The sequence below is a fragment of the Cellulomonas sp. SG140 genome (assembly GCF_025770785.1).
In the GTDB taxonomy this organism is placed as follows: Bacteria; Actinomycetota; Actinomycetes; order Actinomycetales; family Cellulomonadaceae; genus Cellulomonas.
Genome location: NZ_JANZLA010000009.1, coordinates 143,098 through 166,369 on the forward strand (window position 1 = coordinate 143,098; position 23,272 = coordinate 166,369).

A 23,272-nucleotide genomic window follows, 5' to 3' on the forward strand; every position below is an offset into this window, starting at 1 on the left:
GGCAACGCCTCTCCGGCGTGCGGTGGCTGCTGGCAGCGACGGCCTCTGGCATGCGACGGCTGCTGGGCCGGTGACCGGGCCCACGGGCGGCACGTCGAGCAGAAGGGAGCCCGCCATCCTCATCCCCGCAGTCGAGGACGGGCTCGAGAGCTACCTGCGCTCCGCCCTCCCGCTCAGCACCGAGACGGGCGACATCTCCTTCGAGGCGCCGTCGTCCACCTGGGCCGCGCAGGTCAACCGAATCACGGTGAGCCTGTTCCTCTACAACGTCGGACGCAGCCCGGTGCCGCCGCGGCCGGCCGCCTCGCGCCCGGGACCCGACGGGCGCGCCGAGCACCGGGCGCCGCTGCCGATGGTGCAGCTGTCGTACCTGGTCAGCGCGTGGGCCGGGAGCACCCGCGACGAGCACCAGCTGCTCGGCGACGTGCTGACGCGGCTGGTGACGCAGCAGGTGCTGCCGGTGGAGCACCTGACCGTCCCCCTGGAGTCCAGCGTGCAGCTGAGCCTGGCGGTGGACGAGCTGAACCGGCCGCGCGAGCTCTGGTCCGGCCTGGGCGGCACGCTCAAGGCGTCGTTCACGCTGCTGGCGACGGTGGCCGCGGACGCCTACCCGTGGCAGCTCGCCGCCCCGGCCGTCACGGCGGTCGACGCGACCGCCACCCCGCTGCGCCCGGCCGCCCTCGACCGCAGGGCGTGACCTGACCGTGCGCGTGCTCAGCGGTGTCGACGTCCTCGAGGTCCCCCCGGGCGGGTCCGGCGAGATCCCGATCGACGTGGTGAACACCGGCACGGTGATCGACGGCGTCAGCGCCCAGGTGCTGGGGCTGCCCGCCGAGCACACGTCGTCGCGACCGTCCGTGCTGGCCCTGTTCCCGGACGCGACCGGGCAGCTGGTGGTGCGGCTCGACCTGCCGAGCAGCTTCCCGGCCGGCACGCACCCGATCACGGTGCAGGTGACGGGCGAGGCGGGCACGGCGGGCGCCGCGCACCACGACGTCGACGTGGTGGTGGCCACGCGGCCCGAGCTGGCGCTGAGCGCGGCGCCGACGACCATCCGGGCACGCCGCCGGGCGACGTTCGAGGTGCAGGTGGCCAACCGCGGCAACGTGCCGCTCGACGTCGCGCTGCGCGCGACGGACAGCGACCGGAGCCTGGCCGCGACGCTGACGCCGTCCACCCTGAGCCTGGCGCCGGGGGCGACCGCCACGTGCGCGGTGCGGGTGCAGGGCCCGCGGCAGCTGCTCGGCCCCGACCGGGAGCGGGCGCTGCAGGTGGAGGGCACCGCGCTGGACCAGCACCAGGTGCTGCCGCTGGTGCTGCGGCAGCGGTCCCGGTTCAGCGCCGGGGTGCTGACGCTGCTGGTGCTGGCGGCGATCCTGGCGGCCTGGGCGACGATGTTCCTGCTCGGCGTGGGTGCCGTGCTCGGCGCGGACCCGTTCACCAAGGTGGCCCCGGCGTCGTTCTTCGCGGCGACGGGGGTGACGGGGGCGGGCGGTGCCGCCGGCGCGGCGGCCGGCGCGGCGGGCGACGGTGGCGCACCCGCCGGTGCGGTGCCGCGTGACGGGGTGCTGCCGGCGGGCGTCGGTGGCACGGTGGCCGGCACGGTGACCGCCACCAGCGACCAGCAGGGCGTCGGGCGGCTGACCGTCGAGGCGTGGCGGTCCACCGCCAACGGCCCGGTGCTGGTCGGCTCGGCGGCCACCCAGCAGGACGGCAGCTACGCGATCGCGGGGCTGTTCCCCGGGGCGTACCTGATCAGCGTGCGGGCGGAGGGCTACACCACCGTCTGGTACCCGGCGGCGGCCGACGCGTCCGGCGCCACGTCGGTGAGCGCCGTCGCGCAGACGGTCACCAGCGGCGTGAACCTCACCATCACCGGCGCCGCGGCGCAGATCAGCGGCAAGGTGGACGTCGGCGTGGTCACCACCCCCGTCGTCACCACCGTCGTCGCGCGGGCGACCTGGGCGCGCGACGACGCGACCCTCACCCGCACGGTGACCGCCGCCGCCGACGGCACGTACTCCCTGCCGAACGTGGTGGCGCCCGGCACCTACGAGCTGAGCTTCACGGCGCCCGGCTACCAGCCGACCACCATCACCGAGACGGTCACCGGCGGGCAGCAGCGGTTCGCGCCGAACGTCACGCTGCGCGCCGGTACCGGCCAGATCTCCGGGACGGTGACGGACGGGAAGGCCCCGCTCGGCGGTGTCACGGTCACCACGGCGGACGGAAGCAACCCGATCGTCGTCGGCACCCCGACGGTCGGCGCCGTCGGCACGTTCGTCATCCCCAACCTGCCGACGCCGGGCACCTACGTGGTGACGTTCACCGCACCGGGCTACACGCCGTCGACCGTCGTCGTCGACCTCACCGCCGGCCAGTCGAAGACGGGCCTCGCCGTCGCGCTGACGGGAGGCGCCGGCACCGTCACCGGCCGGGTGCTGGCGCCGGACGGCAGCGGTCTAGGCCGGGCGACCGTCACGGCGACCGGCGGCCCCACCGCGGTCAGCGCCACCTCGCTGACCACCGGCACCGTCGGCTCCTTCACGCTGGCCGGGCTCAAGCCGGGCCTGTACACGCTCACCGTCACGCTCGCCGGGTACACGTCGCAGAGCGTGGCGGTCGACCTGTCCACCGGGGTGGCGCCGCCGGTCAGCGTCACGCTGCGCCCGTCCTGGGGCACGGTGCAGGGCGTCGTCCGCACCGGCACCGTCGGCACGGCCGGCGTCAGCGTGGTGGCGACCGACGGGCAGCACAGCTGGACGACGACGTCGACGGCGGCCGCCGGCACGCCGGCCGGGTACTACTCCTTCGTCCAGCTGCCGCCCGGCTCCTACTCGGTCAGCGTGTCCCAGGGCGGCGTGGTGGTCAGCACCGCCGTGGTGACGGTGACCGCGGGCGGGACCGTCAGCCAGGACCTGAGCCTGCCCGGGGCGGGCTGACGTGCGCGTCGACCTCGCCCCGCGCCGGCTCAGCGCCGTCGCCGGCGCCCCGAGCACCGTGACGGTCACCATCACCAACACGGACGACGTGATCAGCGGGTACTCCCTGCGCTGCCTCGGCGTCGACCCCGCCTGGGTCCGCACGGACACCGCCGAGCCCACGCTGTTCCCCGGCGAGAGCACCACGCTGACGCTGACGCTCGACCTGCCGGCCGAGCTGCCGGCCGGTGAGCGGCGGATGGCCGTGCAGGTGCGCGAGCTGACCGGCCCGGGGCGCACCGGCGTCGAGGAGCTGGTGATCGACGTCGCCGGTGCGCCGCGGGTGGACGTCACCCTGGAGCCGACGGTGGCCACCGGCGGACGGTCGGCGGCGTTCGCGGTCGCCGTGGAGAACAACGGCAACACCGCCGTGGACGGTGCGGTCGTCGGCAGCGACCCCGAGAAGGCGGTCCGGTTCACCTTCGACCCGTCCGAGTTCCACCTCAGCCCCGGCGAGCGGCTGGTGACGCAGCTGCGGACGACCGCGAAGCGGCCGCTGGTGGGCTCCCCCGAGCCGCGCTCGTTCGAGCTGCGGCTCGCCGAGCGCCCGCCGCTGCCCGCGCAGCTGGGCACGTGGGACGTGGCGGCGGCCGTCGAGCGGGCCGCCCGGGACGGTGCCGACCCGCTGGGCCGCCGGCCCGCGTCCCCGCCCGCAGCGGTGGGCGTCTTCGTGCAGAAGCCGCTGCTGGGCCGCGGGCTGCTGGCCATGGTCGGCCTGGTGGTGGCGATCTCCCTGTTCGCGGCCGTGATCACCACGGCGCTGGGCGGGGTGGTGCAGCGGTCCGCGGCCGACCGGGACGTCGCGCTGCAGGTGGCGCAGGCGCGCGACCAGAAGACGACCACCGGCACTTCGGCCCTCGGCGGTCAGGTGCGGCTGCTGTCCACCGGTGACGGGGTCGCGGCGGTGTCCGTGGACGCTTTCGACCAGGCCGACGCCACCACGCCGGTGGCCAGCACGGCGACCGACTCGGCCGGGGCCTTCCACATCGGCTCGTTGCCCGCCGGCTCGTACCTGCTGCGGTTCCGCGCCGCCGGGTTCGGCGAGGTCTGGTACCCGGCGGCCTCGGCGCAGGCCAAGGCGCAGCTGGTGCCGCTGGCGGCCGGGCAGGACGTGACCGACCTGGTCGCGGTGGTGGGCGGCGTGCCGGCGACGGTGTCCGGCACGGTGACCGGCACCGACCTGGCCGGTGCCGTCGTGCGGCTGGAGCTGCCGCTGGACACCGCGCCGCTGGCCGGCAAGGTGACGCCGCCGCCCGGTGAGGCGCCGGCGGGTGCGACGTCCGGTGCGGTGGTGCGCAGCGTGCCGGTGGGGGCGGACGGCAGCTTCGTGCTGGACCAGGTGCCGTCCCCCGCGGTGTACGACCTGGTGACGACGAAGACGGGCTACAGCACCCAGGTGCAGCGCCTCGACGTCGCCGCCGGGGAGAACCGGACCGGCATCCAGGTGCAGCTGCTGGACGGCGACGGTGCGATCAGCGGCGTGGTGTCCGGCGCCGGCGGGCCGGTGCCCGGGGCCACCGTCGTCGCCACGTTCGGGCAGGTGACCGTCCGCACCGTGACGCTGACGCAGGACACCCCCGGGGGGTTCACGCTGCGCGGCCTGCCGACCCCGGGCACGTTCACCGTGGTGGTCAGCGCACCCGGTTTCGCACCGGCCACCCTCAACCTCAACCTCGGCGCCGCCCAGACGCTCACCGGTGTGGCCGTCACCCTGGGCGCCGCCGCGGGCACCCTGTCCGGCACCGCCACGACGCCCGACGGCACCGGCGGGGTCACCGTGACGGTCACCGACGGCGGCGACACCCGCCAGACCGTCACGCAGAGCGGTGCACCGGTCGGCTCGTGGGCGATCTCGGGGCTGCACATCCCCAGCACCTACACGGTGACGTTCTCCCGCTCCGACCTGGAGTCGCAGGTGCTGTCGGTCAGCGTGGACGGGTTCGGCACGGTGACGGCCGGAGCGGCGAGCGCGACGGCGGTCGACGTGAAGATGCGGCCGGCCACCGCGCAGATCGTCGGCACCGTCTCGCAGAGCCCCGCCGGCGGCGGTACGGCGACGCCCGCCGGCAACGTGCAGATCAGCGCGAGCTCCGGGCAGGCGCAGTTCACCGTCACCTCGGCGTCCACCCCGGCCGGCAGCGTCGGCACCTACGCCATCCAAGGCCTGCCGCCGGGGACGTACACCGTGACGTTCAGCCGCAAGGGCACGCAGCCCACCTCGACGATCGTCACCCTCGCCGCCGGGCAGGTGCAGCGGCTCGACCCCGTGCTGGTCTCCCCCGCCGCGATCAGCGGCGTGGTCAGCCAGCGCGGCACGCCCACCGTCGGCGCCGTCGTGTCGCTGTACCTGGCCTCCCAGTACGGCACCGCGGCGCCGCCCGTGGCGACGGCCACCACCGACGGCAACGGCCACTACTCGTTCACCGACGTCGACGCGCCGCAGTTCTACCTGCTCGAGGTGCAGCTGTCGCCCAACGCGGCCGCTGCCGCCACGTCCCCCCCGACCACGTTGAACCCCAGCCAGCAGCTGGTGCTCGACATCCCGATCCCCTGAGGGACAAGCCGCCGATGAGCGCACAGCACCCGAGCAGGCCGACCGTCAGCGTGGCGGTCGAGCCCGGCGCGCACGCGCCCGCGGGCCGCGAGGCCACCGTCCGCGTGCACGTGCGCAACCTGGCCGACGGGCCCCGCGACATCATCGTGTCCGCCATCGGGCTGGACGGCGCCTGGCGTCCCCGCGCCGCACGCCTGGTCGGTGTCCCGGCCGACGCCACCGCGTCGACGGACGTCGCCGTCGGCATCGCCCGCGGTGCCCTGCCGGGCACGTACCCGTACGCGCTCGCGGTGCAGTCGCAGGTGCCGGGCGGCGCCGGTGACGGCGTCACGATGGTGGACACCGCGCTGGTGGTGGACTCGCCGAGCGCCGTGGTGCTCGCCGTGGAGCCGGCCGAGGCGACCGCCGTACGGGCGCGCCGCGTCGCGGTGGTGCTGAGCAACACCGGTGACCGGCCGGCGGACGTGCTGGTGGACGCCGTCGCGGCGGACCAGCTGCGCGTGCAGCTGCAGAGCCAGGTGGTCAGCGTCCCGGCGCACGCGACGGTCCGCCTGCCGGCCCGCGTCGCGGTGCACCGGCCGCGGCTGGTCGGGCCCCGCACGCGCACCACGTACTCGGTCAGCGCGCACGGCGACCAGGCGCCCGCGCACGCCCAGGCGGTGCTGACCGCCCGGCCGCTGCTGTCCTCCGGGGTGCTGCGGGGCGTGGCGATGGTCGCCGTGCTCGGGCTGTGGGTGGCCGGCGTGGCCGTCGGGCTGCCGTGGCTGTCGCACCGGGCCAGCCAGTCGGCGACGACGGCCGGGCAGGCCGCGGTGGCACCGGCGCCGGCCGGGACCGGTGGGACGGGCGGCACGGCAGCACCCGGGAAGGCCGGTGGGTCGACGGGCGGGAGCGGCGGCGCGGCCGGTGGGTCGGGCGGCGGTGCGGGCGGCGCGGCGACCGGTGTGCGCATCGGGGGGATCGTCACGGCCGCGGACCCGTCGGGCTTCCGCGTCGAGGTGGTGCCGGCGAGCCTGCTGATCGGCGACAGCGGCCCGGCACCAGCGGGCGGCGCGACGGCACCGGCCGGCGGGGCGTCGTCGGGCACCGCGTCCGGCACGGCCGCCGACGGCTCGTCGTCGGCCACGGCCTCGGGCGACGCGCAGACCGCCGGCGACGCCGTCTTCCGCACCGTCTCGAACGTCGTCGCCGCACCGGCCGTCCCGGTGTCCGCGCCCGTCGACCGCTCCGACCTCGGCAAGGTCGCGGCCGGCGCGCTGGCGCTGCAGGCCGTCGGACCGGCGGACGGCGCCCGCACCACGTCGTCCCTCAACGACGGCACGTGGGCCTTCGCCGGCATGTCGGCCCAGTCGAACTACCTGGTCACCATCTCCAAGCCCGGCTTCCAGACGCAGCGCTTCGAGCTCACCGGCGCGCAGGCGGCCGCCAACCCGCTCAAGGTGACGATGGTCGCCGGTGCCGGTCAGCTGTCCGGGCACATCACCGGCCCCGACGGCCCTCTCGGCGGCGTCGCCGTCACCATCACCGACGGCACCAACGTGGTGACCACCAGCAGCGCGACGCAGGGGAACGTCGGCTCCTGGTCGGTCACCGGCCTGTCGACGCCCAGCACCTACCTGGTCACCGCGGCGGCCACCCGGTACGGCGCCCAGTCGAGCCTGGTCTCGCTCGGCCCGGGCGGCAGCTCGGTGGTCGACCTGACGCTGTCGCACGGCGTCGCCTCGCTGGCCGGGACCGTCACCGGTCCGGACGCGCTCGGCGCGATCGGCGGCGTGGGCGGCCTCACGGTCACCGCGACCGACGGCACCACCACCCGCACGGCGTCGACGGTCACCTCCGGCCAGGTCGGCACCTTCGTGCTGGCCGACCTGCCGGTGCCGTCCACGTACACGGTGACGGTGAGCGGTCCGGGCTACGCCTCGCAGACCACCCAGCTGACTCTCGGCACCGGCTCGTCGGCGGCCCGGCTCGACATGCGGCTCGACCTGTCCACCGGCGTGGTGCAGGGCACGGTGCGCGAGCCGAGCGGGACGGGGCTCGGTGGCGCCGGCCTGAAGCTGACCGACGGCGTGAACACCTACAAGACGATGAGCACGTCGGACGCCGACGGCACGTTCCGGTTCAACGGCATCGCACCCGGCACCTACGTCCTCTCGGCGGACCTGTTCGGCCACCTGGCGGCGTTCGCCCCGGTGACCGTCGTCGCCGGCTCGGCCGCCACGGCGGACCTGGAGATGACGCCGATCCCCGGCTCCGGGCTGCTGTCCACGTCCGTGATCAAGGGGCGGGTGTCCGACGCCCGCACCAACGGCCAGATCACGTGCACCAACCTGGGCCTCGACCCCAGCGGCAAGCCCGAGGTCTGCCAGATCACCGTCACCATGACGGCGCCGGCGGCCGACGGGTCCACCCGCACCATCACCGTCACCTCGGCACCGGACCTCGAGTACGTGATCCCCGCGCCGGGCGACACCGGCCTGCTGCCCGGCCTGTACACGCTGACGGTCTCGGTTCCCGGCTACGAGCCCGGCACCGTCAAGGTCAAGGTGCCGATGGGCCAGACCGTCGAGGCGGCCCAGGTGGCGCTGTACCCGTCGCCGTCCGTCGTCGGCACCATCCTCACGCGGGTCGGCGCCGTGCCCGCCGGCACGTGCGTGATCGCCCGGCCCACCGGATCGACCACGCCCCTGGGCCCGTGCGCCGTCTCCACCGCGCCCGACGGCTCCGTCACCTGCACCATCACCGGCGGTGCGAAGTGCGCCGGCACCAAGCCGGACGGCTCGTACGCGCTCGAGCGCCTGGGCAGCGGCCAGTTCGACGTGTCGGTGCAGCCGGGCGACGACGAGTACCTGCCGGTCGCGCCCGTGTCGATCGTGCTGAGCCCCGGCGACGTGCGCCGGTACGACGCGACGATGGACCGGCTCGCCCGCGTCGCGGTCAGCGTCCTGTCCGACAGCGGCACGTCGTCGCTGGTGCCCGCGCCCGGCGCCGTCGTCACCGCCGTGCGCGTCTCGTCGGGCACCTACACGCCGCCCACCACGCCGTGGACCACGGGCACGGACGGCCAGGTGACCGTGACGCACCTGCCCGCCGGCTCCTACCGGTTCGACGTCACGTGGACCACCGTCCCGCCGGGTGCGACGTCCGCCGTACAGCTCAAGGCCTCGTCGCCGGTGCTGACGGTGGGCAACAACCAGGAGATCGCCACCCAGGTGGTGCTGACGCGCCCGCGCAACGCCTTCAGCGGCACCGTGGTCACCCAGCTGTCCTCGTCGGCGTTCACCCCGGTCGGCGGCGCCACCGTGCAGCTGACCGGTGTGACCGGATACTCCGGCCTGGTGCCGGTCACCACGTCGGTGCAGGTGACCACCGCGGCGGACGGCACGTTCCAGGTGGTGGCCAGCCCCGCCGACGTGACGTCGTCGTCGCAGGTGTACTTCCCGGTGGTGACCGACCAGCTCGACGTGACGGTGTCGTACACCGGCTCACCGGCGCCGTACCGCACGCTGATCAGGTCGAGCATCACCATCGCCGACCTGTCGTCCCCGCTGGTGCTCGAACCCACGGGCCGGCACTTCGACGGGACCATCACGTTCACCGGTGCACCCGCGCCGACGGACGCCGAGCTGGCCAGCACCACGTTCACCGTGGTCCAGGCACCACCCGGGGCCAGCAACGCCGGGCTGCAGGCGGTCGTCTCCGGAACCCCCGGCCAGGGCACGCTGGTGTGGTCCGACCCGTCGCAGCCCACCGACCCCGCCGGCGGCACGCTGGTGCGGCCCGGCACCTACCGGGTGACGGCATCGCTGCCCGGCTTCGACTCGCGGACGCTGACGTTCACCGTCCCCGTGCTGCCCACGGCGTACCCGACCGTCGCCTTCGACCTGCCGCGGTACGGCAACCTCACGGTGGCCGTGGTGACGGGCCCCGCGCCCGGCACCCCGGTGCAGGACCCGGTGGTCACGCTGATCCGCCCCGGCTCGGCCAACGTGACGCTGACGGCGATCCCCGGCACCAGCTCGGTGTCGTTCGGGCAGCTGCCGAGCGGGACCTACCAGGTGCTGGTGCAGGCCGCCGGGTTCGAGTTCGACACGTTCTCGGTGACGGTCGCCGCCGGGCAGGTGGACCCGATCCCGGTCACCGTGACCAAGCTCGGCTCGATCGGCGGGACGGTGTCCGTGCAGCGGTCCAGCGGCGTCACCGCGACGCTGGCCGGCGTGCTGGTGCGCGCCGCGCAGGCCGGCGGGCAGACGTTCACGGCCACCAGCGACGCCGCGGGTGCGTACCGGATCACCGGCACCACCACCACGCAGGGCCTGTCCGCCGGCACGTGGAACGTGACCATCCTCGCCGCCGGGTACAGCTTCGCCGACGGGTCCACGTCGGTGACCGTGACGGTGGGCGCCGGTGCGGACGTCACCCAGGACCTGCTGCTCAAGGCCAACCCGGTGGACCTGCGGCTGACCGTCTACGACCCCTCCGACCCGACGTCCACTGCGGTGAACGCCCTGGACGTCGCCCTGATCGGCGTGGACGGCACCAAGACGCAGGACTGCACCACGTCCACGTCCACCACGTGCCCGGTGCCGGCGCCGACCGGCGGCCTGTACGTGTTCACCGGCAACGACCCCGGCACGTACACCGTGGCCATCAACGGCGGCGGGTTCGCACCTCTGACCGTGAACATCACGCTGGCCGCCGGTGAGCCGACCATCCTCAGCCTGCCGATCGCGGTGCGCAGCAACACGGTGACCGGGACGGTGTCCGGCCAGGCCGGTGCCGCGGCGCCGGTGGCGCTGGACGGCGCGACGGTGCAGCTGAAGGACTCCGGCGGGACGGTGCTGAAGCAGACCACCACGGCGGCCGGTGCCTTCACGCTGACCGGCATCGCCGACGGCTCGTACTCGCTGGCGTTCGCGGCGACCGGGTACGGGTCCACCACCAGGGCGGTCACGCTGAGCGGCGGGCAGCTCTACTCGGCGGACATCGTGCTGTACACGGTGTCCCGGCAGGTGACGGTGACCGTGACGTCCCCGGAGGGCTTCGACCTGACCGGCGCGCTGGTGTCCCTGGTGCCGAACCCGCCGTCGGGCGGCCTCGCGCTCGCGGCGCAGCCGGCGGTGCGCACGGGGACCAGCACGTTCGCGACGACGTTCAACCAGGTGCCACCCGGCGCCTGGACCGCGACGGTGTCGGGCCCCGCCGGCCACGTCGGCACGTACACGGCGGCGGTGGCCGCCACGGACACCGCCGTCACGGTGACGGTCGACGAGCTGCGGATCCGGGTGACGGCCACGTCCGCCACGTCGGGCGCGCCGTCCATGCCGTTCACCATCACGCGCAGCAACGGCACCGCCTCCGGGACCACCGTGTACTCCGGCACCGCCGGCATCGACACGGGTGCCGAGGTGATCTACGTCGACCGGACGTCCAACTACACCGTGACGCCCAACGTGACGGGCTGGCAGGTGTCGCCGACGTCCGCCGCGGTCAGCACCACCGACCCCAGCGTGTCCGAGGTGACCACAGCCTTCGCGCTGTCCAAGTCGGCGAGCACCACCACGCTCGCCGTGTCGCCCACCACCATCTCCCCCGGCGACACCCTGACGCTGACGGCGACGGTCAGCCCGGCTTCGGGCAGCGCCTCCGGGCTCACCGGCGGCACGGTGACGTTCTTCCGGGACGGCGTCTCGCTCGGTGACGTCACCGTGTCGAGCAGCGGCGGCACCCGGACGGCCGTCCTGACACCCAGCACCACCGGCTGGGCCGGCGGCAGCACCACGTTCACCGCCCAGTTCAACGGGACGGCGACCTTCGCGTCCTCGACGTCCGCCGGCGTCGCAGTGACCGTGCGCTACGCGAGCACGACCGCGCTGACCTCCGACACCAGCACGTTCAAGGCCGGCACCGCCCAGCCGATCGTGCTGACCGCCACGGTGACGGGCGGCACCGGGACGGTGGGCGCGGGAACGGTGACGTTCAGCCGGGACGGCACCAGCCTGGGCACCGCGACGGTGAGCAACGGGACCGCGACGCTGACGGTGCCGGGCACGACGACGTCGACCTGGACCGCCGGCACCTCGACGCTGACGGCGGCCTACGCGCAGACGGCGACGCTGACCGCCTCGACCAGCGCGGGCGTGACGCTGACGATCACGCCGTGACCGCGGTGCTCGGCGCCCCGGCCTCTGGTGCGCATGCCGCCTCCCAGACTGCGCGACCGTCCTTGTAGACGCGTTCGTTGCCGCTGCTCATGCGGAGGCTTCCCGAGCAGAGGACTCCACCGGTTTGCCTGCATTCAGCACGGCGAGCGCGATCTGCGGGGTGAGGGCGGTCTTCATGCTGCTCGACTGGTTCAGCAGCGTGACGAGGGAAGCCATGTCCGGCGTGGGCATCGCGTCGGCCAGGCGAGTGATTGCGGCCAGTCCGCCGGCATGGAGAAGCTGCTGCCCGACCGGGCTGTTGACCAGCTGCCGTTGCAGCGCCTGGGAAGACAGGCCCTGCAGATCCAGCAGGCGCTCGCTGAGCTCGACCCCGTCGCGGTCGCCGTATCGGTGCGCCAGAGGCTGCAGGTAGGCCGACAGGCGGTCGCGGTCGACCAGTCCACGACGCACCCCGTCCGCGACGACGGTGGCGACGTGGTCCAGGTCGGTGCCGTCGCGCAGCAGGTCCGCGACGGCGCGCTCGACCGTCGTCGTCGGCAGGCCGTCCACCAGCGTGACGTCCGCGGGGGTCAGGTCGGCTCGGTGCAGACGCACACCGCGCCGTGTCTGGCGGCGGGTCGTCAGCGTCAGCTCGGGGATGTCGTGCAGCAGGTCCCCCAGGCCGTAGAGGTTGGCTGCCGAGGTGTGCGAGACGACCCCGCTGCCGATCGGGTCCCCGAGTCGCTCCTCGGCGGTGCGGGTGGGGTCGAGCGCGAGCCACGCGGCACGAAGCCGGCGGTGCTCGTCCGCCTGCGACGCGCTCACCGCGTAGACGCCGTGCTCGAGTCGCTCGAGCAGACCCTGGTCGGCGAGGCGAGCCAGCCGGTAGCGGGGCACGCCTTCACGCTCGGCCTGGCCGGCGGTCAGCAGGCCCCATTGGCCGGAGCTCAGCTGCGCCACGCGCGCAAGCACCACAGCGACTCGCTCCACGCTGCAATAGTAGCGAAAAGCGGCAACTATTGCAGTGATGGATCGTTTCGCCGAAGAGATCGATGCTGCATCCGTAGCGTCCCGCGCAACTATCGCAGCACTCCGTTTGACGCACCGCTGCGCAGCCGACAGCTGACCGCCTCGTCTCCACGCGGGCCCCTGGCCTTGTAGGTCCCGTGGGTCAGTAGTGCGTGCTGACCCACCACGCGATGCCGCCGATCGCCGCCATCGCCAGGTACCACCACCACGGGAAGCGCACCTTGGGCTGCTCGCGCGGCACCACCACGGGCACCACCACCACGGGCTCGGGCACCGGCAGCGGCACCGGGACGGGTGGCGGCGGCGGCACCATGTCGGCCCCGCAGCGCACGCAGACCACGGCCGACGGCAGGTTCAGCTCCTCGCACTCCGGGCACGGCACGGTGGCCAGCAGCATCGCGCCGGACGCGCCGGGCGAGCGCCGTCGGGCGTCGTCGGGACCGTCCTGCGGCGGGACGGTGCGGTCCTGCGGGCGGGCCCAGAACAGCGGGTAGTCGCACGTCGGGCAGAAGTCGTCGGCGTCGCGCCGGGCCAGCGCGACGGTGGAGGCCGTCCCGCACTCCGGGCAGACGATGGTCACCTCGGCCGGCGCGGGAGCCGCCACCGGCGCCGGGGCAGCCCCACCGAGCGCGGGCGTGCGGACCACGGCCGTCGGGGCCGTCTCCGGCCGCAGCGGCCCCGTCGGCGCCTGGAACGCCGGCACGCGGACGGGCTCAGCCACGTCGGCCTCCCTCGGCACGCGCGGCCGACCAGATGTCCCGGTCCCCCACCCACAGCTGCGCGCGCACGTGCGCGGGCACGTGGTCGGCGATCAGCGCGACGAAGTCGGCGTCGTCCAGCCCTCCGGTGGACTGGACGTGCATCACCACCCAGGCGTGATCGGCCGGCGCATCGCCCTCCCGCCACACGCCGCCGCCGTCCTCCACCAGGGCCGGGCCGCCGCTGAACAGCTCGAGGAAGCTCTGCAGGGCGCCGGGCGTGCCACGCCGCCGCATGGTGCGCGCCGCCGTGGTGACCAGGCGTCGCTGGGTCAGCTCCGGCAGGCCGGGGTCGATGCCGTCCAGGCCGATCCAGTCGGCCATCCAGCGCACCATCGCCGGCGGCGCCACCGTCGGGTCGGCCAGGTGGGGCAGGTTGTCGCCGTGCGCCAGCAGCGTGCCGGCCTCGGCCTGGAAGATCGAGACGAACCGCGCGAAGAACTCGTCGCTGACCATGCCGACCGGCAGCTGGTCCAGCAGCCACGTGTCGCGGGTCATCGGACCACCACCCGGTGCTCGGCGGACAGGAACAGCGTGTGGGGCTCGGGGTGCAGCACGTCGCGACCGCTGCCCAGGCGCCGGCCGGTGCGCAGGTCGTACTCGAACAGCTGCACCTCCTCGACCCGCTCCACCCCCTCGACCGCCTCGAGCAGCTGGGCGATCTCGGCCGCGGTGATGTCCTGGTCGAACGGCCACCCGGTGCCGGTCGGCCCGCCGGTCAGCGGGTTGACGTACCGGTCCACCACGGCGAGCACCCGCTGGCGCACCAGCGCAACCGGCCGCCCGGGCAGCGCCCTGACCAGGGCCGCCACGCTGACGCCCTGGTAGAAGGGCGTGCCGATCTCGACGGCCACACCGACGCAGCGGCGCTCCTCGAGCACGTCGGCGATCGCGTGAAGCAGCGGCTCGGACAGCGCGAAGTCGTCGATCTTGTGGGTGCGCGGGTCGGTGCGCACCTGCGGCACCACCAGCACGCGCACGGCACCGTTCTCGGTCGCGGTGCCCGGCAGGCATCGGGCGCGCGCCACCTCGACGGAGGTCTCGCGCGTCAGCCGCTCGTAGTCCCCGGCGGTGACGGCCCGCTGCCCGGTGCGCAGCGACAGGGGCCCGCGCACCTTCGCCTCGTCCACCGTCTCCGCGTCGACGCCGCCGGCGGCGGGCACCAGGTTCACCACGCTGGCGACGAGCGGCAGCGTGGACCGCAGCTCGGTCAGCGTGCGGGCGCCGACGTTCCCCGCCGCACCGCCGCCGTGCCGGTAGCCCGTCACCTGCACCAGGGCACCGTCCGGCGGGATCGCGCCGTGCTGGCGCACCGACCCGTCGGGGTACCGCACCCGCGGCCCGAACCGCACCACGCCGGTGGACGACTCCCACACCACGTGCCGGTCCGCCGGCCCGGACTCGGAGAAGTCGGCCACCTCGGTCCAGTCTTCGGCGCCGACCGTCGTCACCACCCGCACGTGCTCGCCGTCGCGCCGCGCGGCCACTGGCACCGACGCGACGCGGAACTGCTGCGCCGGCACGCCGACCGACCGGCCCAGGTTCTCCGGCCCCACCGTCATCGCGTGCTCGGCCGGCACCGTCAGGCCCACCACCTCGGCCCGCACCGACTGCAGCCGCGGCGACGCCTGGTACGTCGGCTGCCCGGGTGCCGGGCGCACCAGGCGCACCCGCAGCCAGTACGCCGTCGTGCCCGCGAGCATCAGCGCGGCGTGCGCCTGCGGCACCAGCAGCACGATCTGCCCGTCGCGGTTCAGCCCGCCCGTGGTGTCCTGCTGCACGCGCACCGGCGTCCACGCCTCACCCGTCCACACGTCCCACGCCAGCGGCGGGTTGGTGGGGTCGACGCCGATGCCCTGCGCGGACGCCTGGACCGTCAGCCGCAGCGCCGCGCCGGCCAGGGACTCGGCGAAGCCGAACAGGGTCGCGTCACCGGGCTCGAGCGGGTCGGAGACGAAGCAGGTCACGGCGCTGCCGGGGTAGGTCAGGTCCTCCCAGGCGTCCACCGTCTGCTCGCCGCGGGCCCGTGCCGAGTGCGCGGCGACCATCCGCGGCGGGCTGACCACCGCCTCGTGCTCGGTGGAGAACACCACGGCGTCCACCGCACTCGTGGACGTGGTCACCTCGGTGCCGGCCGGGATGGTCAGCGGCCGCTCGGACGGCGCCGAGAGCCAGAACGTCACGTCGGTCCGGGCCACCGACGGCGGGAACGGTTCGATGCCGGCGAGGTTGAGGAAGTGCACGTACAGCCGCTCGGGCACCTGGTTCACCCGGAACAGCACCATCTCGCTCATCCACGCGAACAGCTCGATCAGCGCGACGCCCGGGTCGGACACGTTGTGGTTGGTCCACTCGGGGGTGAACCGCGGGATCAGCCGCTTGGTCTCGTCGACGATGTCCTGGAAGGACCGGTCGTCGAGGTTCGGAGGGGGGATCGGCGGCATCAGGAGTCCTCACGCGGGATCACGTAGAAGGGGTAGACGAGGTTGCGGCGGTCGTTCGTCGCACGGACCCGGTAGCGGATGGCGATGCGGACCAGGCCGCCGTCGTCCTCGTCCTGCACCGGCTCGACGTCCTCCACCTCGACGCGCGGCTCCCACTGGGCGAGGGCGTCCCGCACCGCCTCGGCGATCAGGCCGAGCAGGTTCGCGTTGACCGGCTCGAACAGCAGGTCCCAGATGCGGCAGCCGAACTGGGGTCGCATCACGCGCTCGCCGGGGGCGGTCAGCAGCACCACGCGGATGGACCGGTCGAGGTCCTCCGGGCCCTGGGTGAGCCGGATCGCGCCGCGGTGGTCCACCTCGAGGGGCCAGCTGAACCCGCGCCCGATGAACGACGCGTCGGGGACGGCCTGCGTGGGGTCAGGGATCGAGAGGCTCATCAGTTGATCTGCACCATCGATCCCTTGACGGCGGTGATGCCGGAGGACTGCAGCGTGGCGGTCCCGTCGGCCTTCAGGTCCACCTCGGGGGCGGAGGCGGCCACCTTCGCGGTGCCCTTGGCGGTCACCTGGACGCCCTCGAGCGTGAGGTCCTGGGTCGCCTTGATGGAGATGGTCGTGCCGGACAGCGTGATGGCGCCGTTGCCGTCGAGCTTGATGGACGACGAGCCCGAGGCGATGGTCAGCGGCACGCCGTCGGGCAGCGTCAGGTCGGCCTTGTCCTTGCCGATCCGGAGCCGCGCCTCACCGCCCGCGAGCGCGAGCCGGATGTGCTGGGTGTCGGGGCCCGTCCCGTCGGCCAGCTCGACGACGTGACCCAGCCGGGACGTCAGCGTGCGGTGCGCCACCGCGCCGTCGGCCACCAGGCTGGTCGGGATCTTGTCCTTGGTGCCGAACAGCCCGCCGAGCACCACGGGCCGGCGCACGTCGCCGCCCTCGAAGCCGACCAGCACCTCGTCGCCGACCTCGGGCAGGAACACCATGCCCCGGTCGGCACCGCCGCCGAGCACCGCCAGCCGGGCCCACTGCGACTCGATGGTGCTGTCCAGGCCGGGCAGCGACACCTTGACCCGGCCTGCTGCCTGCGGGTCCTGGTCGATGGCGGAGACCAGTCCCACTACCAGCCCGTCGTGCGTGAAGCTCGACCCGTTCCCCGTCGCGATCGTCGGTGCGACGAGCGTGCCCGGCTCCCGGTCCCCCGCGACGAAGCTGGTGTGGAACCCGGCCGGCCGGTAGGTGTGCTCCACCTCGCGCACGTAGTACGTGCCGGAGGACGGACCGCCGTCGCGGACCTGCACCAGCACCCCGGGTCGCAGCGTCGGCGTGATCTCGCAGCGTCCCCGGGCCAGCACCGCGCCGTTCAGCCGGCCGACGGCCTTGGCCAGCGCCTCGGCGTCCGACTGGTCCACCGGCCCGGCCTGCGCGTCCAGCACGGTCGCCGCCGCCAGCCCGGAGGTCGGCGCCAGGGACCCCAGCCCGTCCGGCACGGCCGACCGGCTGGTCTGCGCGTCGCCCACCACCTCGGTCTTCTTCAGGTGGTCCCAGCCGCGCACCCGCACCGAGCTGGGCGCATCGGCGTACACCCGGGCGGAGAACTCCCGCAGGCTGTCGCCCACGGTGAGCCGCACGGCTGCCGACCCGGTCCCGTCCGGCAGGGCCCACGCCCGGAACGTCGAACCGTCCATCTCCCAGTCCAGCCCGTTGCGCCGGCACAGCTCGTCGACGAAGGCGAGGTCGGTGTCGGTCTGCAGCGTGTACTCCAGCACCGCGGAGGTGGCCGTCACGGACGGGCTCGCGCCGGCGGCGCGCACCACCTTCTCGACGATCTGCGAGGCGGTGACCTTGAGGTACGTCGCCGCCCGGGCCGACCGGCTCAGCTCGAAGGCCAGGTCCTCCGCGACGACGTGCAGCTCCGGCTGGCCCCCGTCGCGGTGCTCCACCCCGGTGGACGTCACCTTGCCCTGGAACACCACGGTCGCGGTGGCACCCTGCTCGACGCCCTTGGCGGTGACCCGCACCGGCGTGCCGACCTTGAGCTTGCTCGCCTGCGCGAGCGTGTAGCCGGGGTCGACGAACCGCATGGTGCAGCGCCCGATGGTGCGGACGGCGCGCCGCACGCGCAGCTCGACCAGCGCGTTGCTCCAGGCGGCGGGCAGCTCGGTGCCGTTGGCGGCGACCACCGGGGCCAGCGCCATGCCGTCGGAGGCGAGGGGGGCGACGGACACGCTCACACCTCCAGCCGCGGGATGGACAGCCGGGAACCGGGACGCAGCGACAGCGGGTCCTCGATGCCGTTGGCCACGGCGAGCGTCCGCCAGCGGGTCGCGTCGCCGTAGTACCGGGCGGCGATGCGGTCCAGCGTCTCGCCGGGCTGCACCTGGTGGACCCGGTGCGGGCGCGGCGTGCCGGAGGTGGGGTTCTGGGGGCCGAACGCGTGCGACTCCTCGTACTGGCGCAGCACCAGCGCGAGGGTGGCGCGCAGCGGGACACCGGTGGACGAGAAGTAGGTGAACGTCAGGTCCAGGTGAGCGATGACGGCCTTGAACGAGTGCAGGTCGCCCCAGTGGAACGTCACGTACGGCGGCCGGGCGTTGTGGGTGGCGTCGTTGGCGCCCGGCAACGACGGGTCCACCTCCATCAGCCCGAGGATCTTGCCGGTGTACCGGGTGACGGCCGTGCCGTCGTTGGTCGTGTCGAAGAACAGCTCGACGGCCATCGTCGCCGGCCGGGCACCGGCGTAGCGCAGCCGCGGCACGCCCCGGCCCGGCATCGACTCCCCCGCCCAGCTGTTGCTACGCGTGATCGCCAGCTGCGCCGGGTTGAACAGGCACGGCAGGCGCTCGCCGCTCTCGATCTCCAGGAACGCCTTCTCGGTCGCGGCCATCAGAACACCCCCGGCATCCGGCGGCGCCCGCGCCGCTCGAGCTCCTCGACCACGCGGTCCTCCAACCGCTCCACCACCCGGTCGACCAGCTCGTCCATCACCTCGGGCGGGAACGCGGCCTGCGACGGGTCCTCGGGCGGGGACCAGGACCGGCTGACGCGGTCCGCGGCGCTCGGGGTCATGACGGCTCCCTCGGTGGTGCGCAGGACGGTGGCGGCGCTGGGGACGCCCGGGGTTCCGACGGGGCCGGCAGGGCCGCCGACGGGGCCGCCCGAGCCGGTGCCGAACGCCGTGCCCGCCCAGCCGGTGCGGCCGGCGGAGGTGCTCTCGAACGCACCGGCCGCCTCGGCTGCGACCAGGGCGGCGAGCCGCGCCGGGACGGACCCCGCTGGCGATCCTGCGCTGGACGGTGCGGGGGCGGCCGCGGAGCGACGCACTGCGTCGGCGGGGCCGGACGGCGCAGGGCGGTCCGACGGCCGTCGGCCGGCGCGGGCCGACGACGGCTCGGGCGGCCCTCCCGGTCGAGCACCGAGGCCCGTGGTGCGCGGCGGCAGCACGACGAAACCGGAGGCGACCCCGGACAGCTCCACCGGCGCACCGGCGCTGCGGTGCAGGGTCAGTGCCGCGGCGGGGGTGCGGTGCAGGGTGGGTGCCGCGCCGGCGCTGCGGCGAGACGTGGCGGCCGCGGACGCGCGGCGGACGGCTGTCGACGGGGCGGCCTCGACGGGCCCGGCGGTGCCCGACACGGCTGCGCCGAGCAGCGCGCTCGCACTGCGTCGGACGTCTCCAGGCGCAGGTGCGGAGACGGGCGTCGATCGTCCCCCGGTGGCCACGAGCGGACGGACGGTCGCTGCCGCGGGAGCTGCTCGTCGGCGCATCGGCGCACGAGGTCCGTCCGGGCCGCCCGGTCGGTTCGGCGACGCGGGCGTGCCGGGTCCGTCCGGACCGACGATGCCGAGCGACCAGGAGCGACGTCCGGGTGCGGCCTCGACCCGCCGCACCGGTGCCGTGCGACCCGCGTCCGTCCGCACGCCGCCCCGCGTCCCCGCCGCAGCAGGCAGCACGCCGCGCGGCGCCACGCGCTGCAGCGACGTCCCCCCGGAGACGAGTGCTGCGCCGCGACCCCGATCGGCGGCCGCGCCCCCCTCGGCCACCACGGTCAGCGCTCCGCCATGGCGGGCGGACACGACGGCCGATGCTGCTCCGTGGCGCACCGCGCGTCCGGCACTGGCCGCGCTGCCGACCAGCCCGTCGTCGACGCCGTGCCCGACGGCCAACCGGTCGATCGCCACCGGCAACCCGGTGTACCGGCGCACGTTCGCGGCGCGGCGCGGGCGCCGCGACGTCCCGGCGCCGTGCACGACGGCATCCGGAACCTCGAGTCCCTGTGCCGGGACGGACGTCGGTCGGGCATGGGCGTCGGCGGCCGCGGTGGGCTGCGCGGCGATCGGCGGGGCAGCAGCCGTTGGGGCCGGTTGAGCAGCCGCCGGCTGCGCGGAGGCGTGAGCTGGAGCAGCGTCCGGCTGCGCAGCGCTCGGCTGCGCCGGCGCGGCGACGGCTGCGGTCAGCTGGGCAGGGGTCGGCTGGGCAGGGGTCGGCTGGGCAGGCGTCGGCACGCCCGCGGTGCGCTGCACGGTGGTCGGCGCCGTCGGGGCGGGCTGCGCCGCGGTCGGCTGTGCGATCTCCGACGGCACGGCGGCGGACTCGGCGAGCGGGGCCGGAGCCGCAGTGCCGCGGGTCACCGGCGACGACGTCAGAGGCGCTGCCGATGCCGCCGCGGAGGTTGCAGGGGCCGGTGTCCGCATCGCGCCGGAGCCATCGCCCCTGGTCGGACGCGTCTTCGAGGACGAACCTGCGGAGCGGGCACCAGCGTCGGACCGCACTCGTCCGCCGCCGACCGGAGCGCCGACCGCCCCCGCGCCCGCGGGCCGCAGGCGCACGGGCGCGCCCAGCGCGCGCCGCAACGGTCGGCCCGCCGCGCCGTCCACCGCTGCCGTGGACCCGTCCGGGACGAGGCCGAGCGACGCGAGCGACAGCGGTACCCGCCGGGCCGTCAGCCTCGACGCATCGCCGGACCCCGAGGGCTGGCCGCTCGCCGCGGGACGGCTCGCTGGCGCGTCCGACGCACCGACGGGCTCGGCCGTATCGCGTCGTGCCGCTCCCGCGCGCGGCGCAGGAACCGTCCCCGCCACGGATGTGGACGTGGACGTGAACGAGGACGTCGGTGCGGGTCTGGACCTGGACGTCGGTGTGGAGGTGGACGTCGGTGCGGGCACAGGCGTGGGCGTGGCCGCGCCGGCGCGGACGGCCTGATCCAACCGGGTACCACCCGTCACTCGCGAACCACCGGTCGCTCGCGAACCAGCCGCCGCTCGCGCGTCCCCCGCCGCACGTGCCGCGTCGCCCGCCGCCAGCCGACGTCGGACGAAGCGGCTCACCGGCGTCGCGCGCCCCGGCGTCCCTGGTGTCGCCGCCGTCGCCGCCGCTGCACCACGCGCCGCACCGGCACCGCCACCGGTCACCGCCGTCGCGCTGTCCGTCGGCCTCCGCCGCACCGGTCGCCGCTGCTCGGTATCCCGCCGCACGGCCGCCTGCGGGGAACCGGCCGACGTGCCGCGACGCGACAGGTCGGGCGTGCTGCCGGCCCCCGAGGCCTTCCCCGGCGAACCGACCTGAGCCCCGCCGGCGTCCCGTGGCCTCGGTGGGGGTGGCGCCGTCCGCCGCCGCCGGTCGAGGGAGGTGATCATCGCGCCGGCGGCGGTCACCTCGGCGGGCAGCCGCATCGGCAGCGTGCGCGGCGCCGCGGTGACGGACAGGCTGCCGGGGCTGTGCGACTCCTCGGTCGGCACGCTCCGCACCACCCGGCGCAGCCCGCGCGCCGGCAGCTCGGCAGTGGTGCTCGCCGCGGCAGCCGCCCCGGTCGTCGGGGCCGCCGGGCTCGTCGTCGTCCCCACGCCGCCGTCGACACCCGTCGCCTCGACCGCGCGCGCGGACCGCCGCCACCACCGGGGTGCCCGCACGGTCGCCAGCCCCGCGCCGTTCGCCTGCACGCTGGCCGGCACGCCGATCGCCCGCCGCACCGCCAGCGACCGCCCGGTCGCCGACCCGAACCGCAGCGAGCGCGCCGCCACCTGGCCGATCGCACCGTGCCGCAGCTGCCGGCCCGGCGACCCCGGCGGCCCGTAGCGGGCCCAGGGTGACGGCGGCGTGCTCACCTCATCGGCCGCACCGACCGCACCCGCGCCGGCAGCGGCCGCACCGCTCAGGACGTCGGCACCGCTCACGACGTCTTCGCCCGGAACCCGTTGTGCGCCACCTCGAGCTGCTCCACCAGCTGCCCGGTGCTGTCCACGTTGAACTCCGGCCCGGTCCACCGCACGGCGAACACGTCGGCGAACTCCCAGGCCCGCAACCGCTCGCCGGTGTAGCTGATCGCCGTCACGGCGCCCGTGCTGCGCTTCACCTTGTTGCCGTTGGCGGCGAAGTTCTCGCCCGACGAGTTGGCGACCCACGTGAACAGGGCGTCGCTCTCCACCATCCCGCGGCTGAACACCAGGTTGGGCCAGTGGAGCGTGCCGGGAAGCTTGTGCACGTACTGGTTCTGGCCACCCTCGACGTAGGTCTCCACGTCGACCGTGAGCTCCAGCCCGCGCACCTCGCGGAACGTGCCGATCTCGACGCCGTCCACCTCGAAGATGAAGTACCCGGTGGTCGACGGGTCACCGCCGAGCGGTGTCCGGTCAGATCCCGCCACCGTCGCGCACCGCCTCCCACGCTCGTTCGTTCAGGGCAGAGACCGCCCGGACCATCCGGACGCGGTCCAGGTGCTCGAGGTCGAGCAGGTCCTCCATCGACCAGTGCAAGTGGTAGGCGAGGTAGGCGATCTCCTGCCAGAGCGCCTCAGCCGGGTAGCGCAGCATGGGTCACCGGCCGTCGGACGGGATCTCCTCGATCGCCGACCGCCGCCCGTAGGTGACCGTCGCCGACGTCCCGACGCCGACGGGCACGCCACCGCCGGCGCCACCGTCGCTCCCTGCAGGGGCGCCGGCAGCGCCGGCAGCCACGCCTCCGGACGCGCCCACGCCGTCCCCGGCCACCTCTGCCCGAGCCCCCTGCTCGGGCAGCACCACCGGCGTGGTCACCGGCGCCTCGGCGTCGCGCTGCGCCGCCAGCAGCTCCTCGTACTCCTCCTGGCTGCCGAAGTTGATCACCCCGTAGAAGTCCTGGAGGAACGCGAGGTCGGCGGCGAACAGCCCCTCGATCTCGTGCCGGGTGACCAGCTCGAGCGTGCCGAGCCGCTCGACCACCCGCGCCAGCACCACGATCGTCAGGCGCGGGTCGTCGGGACCGTCGATCGTCGGGTCCCGCAGCGGCTCCAGCTCGTCGCGCGCCGTCGCCAGCCGCATGGTGCCGGTGCGGTGCACCTCGCCCTTGTCGTCGACGTAGCCGCGCGGCAGCGTGAAGTCGTAGCGGGTCTGCATGG

At 75.0% G+C, this 23,272-nt stretch carries 16 protein-coding genes; 5 read left to right on the forward strand and 11 right to left on the reverse strand.

Going from position 1 to position 23,272, the window contains the following annotated elements; translation table 11 throughout:
• The first annotated feature begins 70 nt into the window (after positions 1–70).
• The 4 genes from N0B34_RS15870 to N0B34_RS15885 are packed head-to-tail and all read left to right on the forward strand — an operon-like array spanning position 71 to position 11,699.
• Complete coding sequence (locus tag N0B34_RS15870) at positions 71–697, forward strand: DUF4255 domain-containing protein (protein WP_263731326.1); 627 nt, start codon at positions 71–73, stop codon at positions 695–697.
• A gap of 7 nt (positions 698–704) precedes the next feature.
• Positions 705–2,942: a carboxypeptidase regulatory-like domain-containing protein gene (locus N0B34_RS15875; RefSeq protein ID WP_263731325.1), complete on the forward strand. Its 2,238-nt coding sequence runs from the start codon at positions 705–707 to the stop codon at positions 2,940–2,942.
• A gap of 1 nt (position 2,943) precedes the next feature.
• Positions 2,944–5,535, forward strand: a complete 2,592-nt coding sequence (locus N0B34_RS15880; RefSeq protein ID WP_263731324.1) for a carboxypeptidase-like regulatory domain-containing protein — start codon at positions 2,944–2,946, stop codon at positions 5,533–5,535.
• Between the two features lie 14 nt (positions 5,536–5,549).
• Positions 5,550–11,699, forward strand: a complete 6,150-nt coding sequence (locus tag N0B34_RS15885) for a beta strand repeat-containing protein (protein ID WP_263731323.1) — start codon at positions 5,550–5,552, stop codon at positions 11,697–11,699.
• Between the two features lie 87 nt (positions 11,700–11,786).
• On the opposite strand, the gene N0B34_RS15890 is transcribed toward N0B34_RS15885, so the two are convergent.
• The 8 genes from N0B34_RS15890 to N0B34_RS15925 form a co-directional block, all read right to left on the reverse strand.
• The gene (locus tag N0B34_RS15890) at positions 11,787–12,668 is read right to left on the reverse strand and encodes a type IV toxin-antitoxin system AbiEi family antitoxin domain-containing protein (protein ID WP_263731322.1); all 882 of its coding nucleotides are present in this window, start codon (positions 12,666–12,668) and stop codon (positions 11,787–11,789) included.
• Positions 12,669–12,849: 181 nt separating this feature from the next.
• The gene (locus N0B34_RS15895) at positions 12,850–13,428 is read right to left on the reverse strand and encodes a hypothetical protein (RefSeq protein WP_263731321.1); all 579 of its coding nucleotides are present in this window, start codon (positions 13,426–13,428) and stop codon (positions 12,850–12,852) included.
• Positions 13,421–13,963, reverse strand: coding sequence for a phage tail protein (locus tag N0B34_RS15900; protein WP_263731320.1), 543 nt, complete (start codon positions 13,961–13,963; stop codon positions 13,421–13,423). The genes N0B34_RS15895 and N0B34_RS15900 overlap by 8 nt, the downstream gene beginning before the upstream one ends.
• Positions 13,960–15,909, reverse strand: a complete 1,950-nt coding sequence (locus N0B34_RS15905) for a putative baseplate assembly protein (RefSeq protein WP_263731319.1) — start codon at positions 15,907–15,909, stop codon at positions 13,960–13,962. Before N0B34_RS15905 ends, N0B34_RS15900 begins: the two co-directional genes overlap by 4 nt.
• Positions 15,909–16,346, reverse strand: coding sequence for a GPW/gp25 family protein (locus tag N0B34_RS15910; protein ID WP_263731318.1), 438 nt, complete (start codon positions 16,344–16,346; stop codon positions 15,909–15,911). Before N0B34_RS15910 ends, N0B34_RS15905 begins: the two co-directional genes overlap by 1 nt.
• Complete coding sequence (locus tag N0B34_RS15915; RefSeq protein ID WP_263731317.1) at positions 16,346–18,130, reverse strand: phage baseplate assembly protein V; 1,785 nt, start codon at positions 18,128–18,130, stop codon at positions 16,346–16,348. Before N0B34_RS15915 ends, N0B34_RS15910 begins: the two co-directional genes overlap by 1 nt.
• A gap of 2 nt (positions 18,131–18,132) precedes the next feature.
• Positions 18,133–18,789: a LysM peptidoglycan-binding domain-containing protein gene (locus N0B34_RS15920; RefSeq protein ID WP_263731316.1), complete on the reverse strand. Its 657-nt coding sequence runs from the start codon at positions 18,787–18,789 to the stop codon at positions 18,133–18,135.
• On the reverse strand, positions 18,789–20,531 hold the full coding sequence (locus N0B34_RS15925) for a hypothetical protein (protein ID WP_263731315.1): 1,743 nt from the start codon (positions 20,529–20,531) through the stop codon (positions 18,789–18,791). The genes N0B34_RS15920 and N0B34_RS15925 overlap by 1 nt, the downstream gene beginning before the upstream one ends.
• Positions 20,532–21,528: 997 nt before the next feature.
• On the opposite strand from N0B34_RS15925, the gene N0B34_RS15930 reads away from it, so the two are divergent.
• Positions 21,529–21,975: a hypothetical protein gene (locus tag N0B34_RS15930; RefSeq protein WP_263732260.1), complete on the forward strand. Its 447-nt coding sequence runs from the start codon at positions 21,529–21,531 to the stop codon at positions 21,973–21,975.
• Between the two features lie 94 nt (positions 21,976–22,069).
• On the opposite strand, the gene N0B34_RS15935 is transcribed toward N0B34_RS15930, so the two are convergent.
• The 3 genes from N0B34_RS15935 to N0B34_RS15945 are packed head-to-tail and all read right to left on the reverse strand — an operon-like array spanning position 22,070 to position 23,270.
• Positions 22,070–22,543 (reverse strand): phage tail protein, encoded by a 474-nt coding sequence (locus tag N0B34_RS15935; protein ID WP_263732261.1) that lies wholly within the window; start codon positions 22,541–22,543, stop codon positions 22,070–22,072.
• Positions 22,530–22,709 (reverse strand): DUF6760 family protein, encoded by a 180-nt coding sequence (locus tag N0B34_RS15940; protein ID WP_263732262.1) that lies wholly within the window; start codon positions 22,707–22,709, stop codon positions 22,530–22,532. The genes N0B34_RS15935 and N0B34_RS15940 overlap by 14 nt, the downstream gene beginning before the upstream one ends.
• A 3-nt stretch (positions 22,710–22,712) precedes the next feature.
• Positions 22,713–23,270: a hypothetical protein gene (locus N0B34_RS15945; RefSeq protein ID WP_263732286.1), complete on the reverse strand. Its 558-nt coding sequence runs from the start codon at positions 23,268–23,270 to the stop codon at positions 22,713–22,715.
• Positions 23,271–23,272 lie beyond the last annotated feature (2 nt).

Coding starts and splice junctions, on each gene's coding strand:
- N0B34_RS15885 (WP_263731323.1), top strand. CDS start 5,550: ATGAGCGCACAGCACCCGAGCAGGCCGACCGTCAGCGTGGCGGTCGAG.
- N0B34_RS15900 (WP_263731320.1), bottom strand. CDS start 13,963: ATGACCCGCGACACGTGGCTGCTGGACCAGCTGCCGGTCGGCATGGTC.
- N0B34_RS15905 (WP_263731319.1), bottom strand. CDS start 15,909: ATGCCGCCGATCCCCCCTCCGAACCTCGACGACCGGTCCTTCCAGGAC.
- N0B34_RS15910 (WP_263731318.1), bottom strand. CDS start 16,346: ATGAGCCTCTCGATCCCTGACCCCACGCAGGCCGTCCCCGACGCGTCG.
- N0B34_RS15920 (WP_263731316.1), bottom strand. CDS start 18,789: ATGGCCGCGACCGAGAAGGCGTTCCTGGAGATCGAGAGCGGCGAGCGC.
- N0B34_RS15940 (WP_263732262.1), bottom strand. CDS start 22,709: ATGCTGCGCTACCCGGCTGAGGCGCTCTGGCAGGAGATCGCCTACCTC.
- N0B34_RS15945 (WP_263732286.1), bottom strand. CDS start 23,270: ATGCAGACCCGCTACGACTTCACGCTGCCGCGCGGCTACGTCGACGAC.